Origin of the sequence: Enterococcus sp. RTP21361st1_A6_RTP21361_211029 (assembly GCF_040910045.1) — a bacterium.
GTDB lineage: Bacteria > Bacillota > Bacilli > Lactobacillales > Enterococcaceae > Enterococcus_D > Enterococcus_D gallinarum.
Genome location: NZ_JBDGBK010000125.1, coordinates 1 through 6,700 on the forward strand (window position 1 = coordinate 1; position 6,700 = coordinate 6,700).

Genomic DNA, 6,700 nt, shown 5'->3' on the forward strand with positions numbered 1-6,700 from the left:
ATTCTATTCTTTGAAATGGGAAGGTGTTTGTTCTTTTTCATCTGGTTTTTTGCCAATAAGTGACTGCAAAAGAATGGTTTATTGGCAATTCATGTCAATTTTTTCACCGTTTGATGAAATACGTGATTTGTTATTGCGATTCTAACTTCATTAAGATAGCTATAGACAGATTCAATTCTTTAATTGGAAAATGAAAGGAGCAAACCAGTGAGAGAGCTTCAGATGAAATTCGTTACGAATACTGCAACGATCCGTTGGATGCGCATTCTCGACTTATTTGAGTTAGAGCCGCTTTGCTCTACTCGTGCACTGGCAAAGGCTTCCTCAAGTACGACGCGAACGATTGTGACTGATATCACAGACATGAAGTCCCATTTCAAGGATGCCCTCCATATCGATTCGTCCCACAAGGGTTATATTTTCACCGTATTGAACCCGGCGAAGTACCTCGCAGCGAAACGAGCACTGATTACTGACGAGATTCTTTTCCATATTGTCGAGAGTATTTTTCAGCATGAAGAAATGCGTTCTTCAGAATGGGCAGAAAGGTATCATATCTCTGAGAGTACGGTTCTTCGTTACTTGAGAAAAGTACAACCTGTTCTTCGCGACTACCACTTGCAGCTAGATTATAACCCAATCACATTCATTGGCGATGAAATGGATATCCGTAAATTTTTTCATGATTTTTATTATGAATCAGAAATCACGGCACACACGATCTTTCCCCCTATTGCGATTCACGACATCACCGTCAAAGCTTTTTCTGACTGCCAGCGAACCAGCAAGCAAGCCTGCTCATTTGGAGAGCTCAATTATTATTTGTACATAACCCTTGAGCGCTATTGCGGGGGACACACAGTGAAACTACCAAAAAAATCAGCAAACTGTTTTCAACTAAAGAACATTTCAAAGAATTTGCGGAAATCAATCAGCATATCTTTGAACACTACCAACAAAGACTGCCCCAAGAAGAGATTCTCTATCTCTTTCTGTTGGTTTGGAGCCGGCGTTCGATTAGTGACGTTACTGGTGAGGAAGTCTTCTGCCAAAAATACAATCAGTGGGCAGAAATCACTCAGCTGGCCAGTGATTTTGTAGCTACTTGTATTCCTGAAACCAAAAATTCCTCCCGCGATCATATCTTGATCGAATCTTTCTTTACCGTAGCCAAAATCAAGCAGTTGCTCTCCCCTTTGTTGAATCATAATATTACCGATGTCAATCTTTACGCCCAGCGCTTGTTTCCTGAGTCTTATCAAAAATGTCGGAATTTTCTCACAGAAAATCCATTAGCTGTTGCTACTTGGAATAAAAAGAGTTTATCCCATTTAAGCGCCAGTCTGACGATCTATTTGGAATCTATCAAATCGCTTTATTGGCATACCAAAAAAATGTTGCTTTCTTATTTGAAGGCTCATATATTCTCTGTCAGTATTTAAAAAGCAAATCGATGCATTACTTGCATAGCTCAAAAAACTTTTTCTTTCCTGATTCAAATGAATTGTCACCTGATTATTTAATGATGAATCACATTGATCTCGTGGTAACGAATTACACAGAACATGTTTCCGATTATGCTAATGACATTGATTGTTTGATTTTTAAAACTTTCCCTGACAAAAATGACTGGAATAAGCTAGCCAAATGTCTCAATCCTCATATGAATGCTTAAGAGCACTTCCGACTATGACAGGGGAAGTGCTCTTAAGCGTCTATTGCTTCCCTAATCATAAGACAGCAACGCCCCTGAGAACGTATCAATACTCTTTTTTCTGGTTCTTTGGTACAGTTTAGGTGTATTTAAGTCGAATCAAATTTGGGAGGATCTTTCATGGAGAAAATCATTCTGATCGGAAATGGGGATGTAGGTTCGAGTTACAGTTTTGCATTAGTCGCTCAAGGAATTGGCAATGAAATTGGTATTATTGATTTAGATAAGGCAAAAGCAGCGGGTGACATTCAGGATTTAAATCATGGCTTGGCATATGTTGGTCCCAAAACACTATATGTTGCTGATTATGAGGATTGTCGAGATGCAGATCTTGTAGTGATCACCGCTGGTGCAGCACAGCTGCCCCATGAAACACGACTGGATTTGACGAAAAAGAATGCTCAGATCATGAAAAAGATCGTGAAATCTGTTATTGCTAGCGGTTTTCAAGGGATCTTCTTGATTGCTAGTAATCCAGTAGATGTTTTGACTCACTATGTCAAAAAAATCACTGGCTTTCCCTCTCACAAAGTGATTGGTTCTGGAACTTCTCTCGATAGTGCGCGCTTGCGTAATGCGATTGGCGAGCAGTTGACCATTGATCCACGGGATATTCAGATTTACGTCTTAGGGGAACATGGTGACACCCAATTTCCAGTCTGGTCCCATGGCAATATTGGTGGCTTAAGTGTTCACGAGTGGTTGGAAAAACACCCAAATTTTTCGGAGCAGGATCGGATCTCAGCCTGATTGCAGAAAAAGTGAAAAATGCCGCTTATGACATCATTGCTGCCAAAGGTTCGACACATTATGGGATAGCAATCTCGCTGGCTAGGATCACCCGCAGTATTTTAAAAGATGAACATGCAGTACTGCCGGTTTCTGTACACTTAGAGGGACAATATCAAGCAACCGATGTCTGTATTAGTTCCCCTGCAATCGTCAATAGTCAAGGCATTCGCGAAATTATTGAAATGCCTCTCAATGAGTCCGAGCAACAACAAATGTACGATTCCATCCAAACATTGAAAACGATGCAGGCACAGCTGCAGGAATGAAACGAGCTTTTCTAGATGATGCTTTTACCCACTAAATAAAAAAGCGTATCTTGTCCACCGTCAATCATGAATGATGGTAGGGTTACAAGATACGCTTTTTCGTTTATTAGTCTAGAATCGTTACTTTTACTTGACGTCGGCCCCATTGCAGACATTTGGCTACATTATCAAAGTGGACATCAATGATATTTCCTTTGATCGCGCCTCCTGTATCTAGCGCTAGCGCCACGCCATATCCTTCAACATTCACCAAGGTACCTAATGGGATCACACTTGGATCGACTGCGACCGCCATTGGATTGCTGCGAAGATCTGTTCCGCTGGCAGTCAGGTGGCTAGCACCTTTCTCTGCATAAGAATATGCGGTTGATTCCATGATCATTGTCTTGCCGCTGGAAGGTGTGTTGCTACCCGAATTGTTGGAGCTGTTATTCGAGTTGTTTGAACTATTATTCGTCGAACTGCTGCTCGTATTGCTTGAAGCTGAATTGCTGCTTGAACTGCTGTTTGATTGCGCGCTCTCACTTGAAGATGACGACTCTTGACTTGAGCTTTCACTCGCTGCTTTTGCCGCTGCCTTCGCTTCTTTTTCTTTAGCTTCTTGTTCGGCCGCTTCTTTGGCTGCTTTTTCAGCAGCTATCCGAGCTTCTTCTGCTTCTTTGCTGGAAGCAATCTTTGCTAAGGTCGATTCGTTTTCTTTCAACTGTGTCTGCAAGTTGGCGATCTTACTATCCAACTCTTGCGCCTGTGCTTCCAAAGAGGATTGATCCTGCTGTAAGGATTCTTTGGTAGACTCGGCTTTTTCTTGCAGAGACTCTAATTTTTCTTTTTCAGATGTCAACGAGTCGATTTTTTCTTTTTCTAGATTTTGGAGCATTGTCATGGCGTAAGCCCGGTTGATGAAATCTTGGATATTGGAAGATTCCAACAAGACTGTCCAATCTCTAGTTACTCCACCGTTGACCTGAATGTCTTTCATTCGTTCTGCAACTACAGCTTCACGTTTTTCAATCGTTTCTTGAGTTGCCTTTATTTCTTCTTTGGTTTGTGCCAACGTTTCTTCATTGTTAGCGATTTGTGCTTTTAATGCTTCAACCTCGCTGTATTTATTATTGACATCGGTCAAAGCGATTTGTACTTCTGTACTGATTTGCTGACTTTGCTGCATAACGGCACTTTCTTTCTCTTTCAATGATTCCAGAGATTCAGCCTGCGCAAAGATCGGCGAAACGATACCTGCCGCAAAGACTGCGACGACCATGGTACGTAATTTCTTTGCCTTCAAAAAAATTCCCTCACTTCTCACTATGGTTTCCAACGCTTATTATTATACAAATTCTGGGGGCAAGATATATTGCAACTCTTTTACAATTTATTACAATTTTTAGCTAAAGTGGGAGAAATAAGAGTCTATTAAAAAATAATTCACGTGAAAGTGGGAAGTCAGAGCCTTGAAAAGGCTTTTTTCGTTGTAATACTTTTGTAATATTACTCTCTCTTCTTACGTAATTCTTCCACAAACCGCCGTAAGTCTTGAACATTGGTAATCTCATTGATTTGCAGTTTTTGAAAGTTTTTTAAAAGTCTTCGCTGATGAAAATTCAGCTTCGGTAACGTTTCACGCAATTGCTGCCAATCGATTGGCAGTTCAGAAATACGTTCCTGCCAATTGTTTTTCTTTTGTTCCAAACTTTCTGATAAAGTGGCTTTCTGCTGTTCAATAGCACGGTCCAGTCGTTGTACCGTTCGTTGAAAAGCAGCAAGATTAGCCAATGTATAGCCCATATCCAACGACATCACCATCAACAATCCAACAGGTAGATAAAAACTGAATCTTTCAGCCAACATTTGGACAATGATCAACATTTGCGGATGAACGATGCGGACGATCAAGACACAGCAAATGCCCCAAAAGATTGAAATTGGGCCAGCCACGCGACCATTGATATTCAAAAAAACATTGTGGTAATCCCACCATGAAGCATGAAACAGTTTTTCTAATAAAAAGCTCGTCACGTACTCTAATAAGGTCACTAAAACAGCTGCTGCAAAAAAGAGCAGCAGCAATTGGTTATGTAACGGTCGCAGTAAATACAAGACACCTAAAATTCCAAAGCCATAAATAGGAGTGATCGGTCCTACCAAAAATCCTCGATAAACAAAATGTCTGGCTTTTATCGAGCAGTAAACCGTTTCCCACAGCCACCCCACAAAAGAATACAAGAAAAACAGCAAAACGATCTGAGTAAATTCAGTCATGGAAATCTCTCCTAACGAATGGTAAATAACTATTTTTGGAAAAAGCATTATAAAAGAGCATTAATAGTAGAAAACTTTTCTTTCTTATTCCAGTATACGCTTCGTTTGTCGTTAAAGAAAAGATTTGCGTTAATCTGATTTAGTCATCTGCCCTTTCCAAAAAGGATCGAGGGATGTCCTGTATCTGTTAAATTGTAACCGCACAATTCTTTTGTATAGGTGCTATGATCTAGTTCGATATTCTCGATGATTTCTTCCTCTGAAAAACCTTGGAAATCAAATTCGCTGATATAGCTTCGCAAAAGGACCAATTTGGCATCGAGTAAGATGATTTGTTGTACACTTGTCCAGAAATCTTCCTCAGATTCTTCGCGAACAATTCTTTCTACTTCTGCTTCCGTCACTTGCCAGTATCTATGGACCAATGGCAGACGTTCCTTCATCACTGCAAAATCAATATTCCCACGCATCTTTCGCAAATACTCTTTGACATCTGGATAAAACATCCACTCACCTCTGTTTTCTAGCATTTCCCTGCTTAGGAGACTATCAATGGATAATCGACAGCTAACAAAAAGTTCTGATTGCCAATGACAGCACAAGTGTACCTTTCCGACAATAATCATCCTGAGCAGCGAGGGATGCATTCACTTTTTATATAGCATAGCAAATGATTTGTGGGTTTTATAATCAATTTTTGCATCATGTAAGGAAAAATGTGTACAATCTCCTATACTATCCAGACTTAGCCAGCAGATAAACGAAACTTGAATTTTTAAAATTCGATAAACTACTTTCAATAGTGCTCATTTAGAAAGATTCTTCTATTGCCTTATTTACGAGCTTATTATAGGATAAATAAAATAAGTTTTTTAAAAAAACTAGAAGGAGTAAAAAAATGAAAAAGCACATGGTTTTAGGTTTAGTTGGGTTTGGGTTATTTTTAGCAGGATGTACAGAAAAACCATCGGGATCGGTTGATTCTTCCACAAAAGAAAAAGAGCGTACACAATTTTCTTCCACTGTAGGATCTTCTGAAACAGCCAGCACTGGCACTTCAGAAAATGTGATTCCTGTTGAGAAGCAGACGATCACTGGTGTAAGCGGTTATTCCTATTCGCTGGAACTGCCGACAAATTGGCAAACTGTAGCCGATTTTGAGTCACTAAATCCAGATAATGATTTTATGCTTTCTGATTCGTTACAAACAAAATTTCTGGCGGCTGTTGTGGAGTCTAAACAAGACTTTGCAGATTTCGACAGTTATCTTGCATTGGTTCAAGACAGTTTAGCATCGAATTTTGGTACCAACGCGACATTTTTACCGGTTCCTGGTACTCAAACCCAAATGGTTGATTTTGCTGCAACTGTAGAAGGGTTGAACATACATTACTTATATTATGTAACAGAAACCGACAATAATTATGTTCAATTGTATGGTTGGACCTTAGCAAGTCTTTTTGATTCCTCAAAAGATGAACTAACAAAGATCATGGATAGTTTCCAGGAGCTCCCTCAATAAAGGCATGAATGCAGAACAGCCGTTGCTTTAAACTCAAACGAACAAAAGAAGGAGACCAACACAAAAATTGGGCTCTATAATTTATGGGACTGATGAATCAGAATTGATTCTTCAGCCCCATTTTTATTTTAGGTATTAAAAAACATA

At 39.7% G+C, this 6,700-nt stretch carries 6 protein-coding genes and 2 pseudogenes; 4 read left to right on the forward strand and 4 right to left on the reverse strand.

What is annotated here, in order from left to right; translation table 11 throughout:
- Positions 1-218: 218 nt before the first annotated feature.
- The gene (locus AB5Z52_RS15375; protein WP_368243740.1) at positions 219-380 is read right to left on the reverse strand and encodes a hypothetical protein; all 162 of its coding nucleotides are present in this window, start codon (positions 378-380) and stop codon (positions 219-221) included.
- Here AB5Z52_RS15375 and AB5Z52_RS15380 point away from each other — a divergent pair.
- From AB5Z52_RS15380 to AB5Z52_RS15390, 3 genes and pseudogenes are all read left to right on the forward strand, one after another.
- A pseudogene (locus AB5Z52_RS15380) lies at positions 364-633 on the forward strand (helix-turn-helix domain-containing protein); the annotation flags it as partial. The gene AB5Z52_RS15375 and the pseudogene AB5Z52_RS15380 sit on opposite strands and share 17 nt — an antisense overlap.
- A 212-nt stretch (positions 634-845) precedes the next feature.
- Positions 846-1,442 carry a hypothetical protein gene (locus AB5Z52_RS15385; RefSeq protein ID WP_368243742.1) on the forward strand — a complete coding sequence of 199 codons (597 nt, stop codon included), beginning with the start codon at positions 846-848 and terminating at the stop codon, positions 1,440-1,442.
- 392 nt (positions 1,443-1,834) lie between these two features.
- Positions 1,835-2,772 (forward strand): annotated as a pseudogene (locus tag AB5Z52_RS15390) (L-lactate dehydrogenase).
- A gap of 106 nt (positions 2,773-2,878) precedes the next feature.
- Here AB5Z52_RS15390 and AB5Z52_RS15395 read toward each other — a convergent pair.
- The 3 genes from AB5Z52_RS15395 to AB5Z52_RS15405 all read right to left on the reverse strand — a co-directional run bounded on the left by AB5Z52_RS15395 (position 2,879) and on the right by AB5Z52_RS15405 (position 5,537).
- Positions 2,879-4,057 (reverse strand): 3D domain-containing protein, encoded by a 1,179-nt coding sequence (locus tag AB5Z52_RS15395; protein WP_368243738.1) that lies wholly within the window; start codon positions 4,055-4,057, stop codon positions 2,879-2,881.
- Positions 4,058-4,260: 203 nt separating this feature from the next.
- Positions 4,261-5,031, reverse strand: coding sequence for a hypothetical protein (locus AB5Z52_RS15400; protein WP_368243739.1), 771 nt, complete (start codon positions 5,029-5,031; stop codon positions 4,261-4,263).
- A 143-nt stretch (positions 5,032-5,174) separates the two neighbouring features.
- Positions 5,175-5,537, reverse strand: a complete 363-nt coding sequence (locus tag AB5Z52_RS15405) for a hypothetical protein (RefSeq protein WP_005470943.1) — start codon at positions 5,535-5,537, stop codon at positions 5,175-5,177.
- Positions 5,538-5,929: 392 nt separating this feature from the next.
- Between AB5Z52_RS15405 and AB5Z52_RS15410 the strand changes: the two genes are divergently transcribed.
- Positions 5,930-6,553 carry a hypothetical protein gene (locus tag AB5Z52_RS15410; RefSeq protein ID WP_103299520.1) on the forward strand — a complete coding sequence of 208 codons (624 nt, stop codon included), beginning with the start codon at positions 5,930-5,932 and terminating at the stop codon, positions 6,551-6,553.
- Positions 6,554-6,700: the final 147 nt, after the last annotated feature.

Bases quoted from the DNA above. Each gene is read 5' to 3' on its own strand.
- AB5Z52_RS15400 (WP_368243739.1), bottom strand. From the start codon at position 5,031: ATGACTGAATTTACTCAGATCGTTTTGCTGTTTTTCTTGTATTCTTTT.
- AB5Z52_RS15405 (WP_005470943.1), bottom strand. From the start codon at position 5,537: ATGTTTTATCCAGATGTCAAAGAGTATTTGCGAAAGATGCGTGGGAAT.
- AB5Z52_RS15410 (WP_103299520.1), top strand. From the start codon at position 5,930: ATGAAAAAGCACATGGTTTTAGGTTTAGTTGGGTTTGGGTTATTTTTA.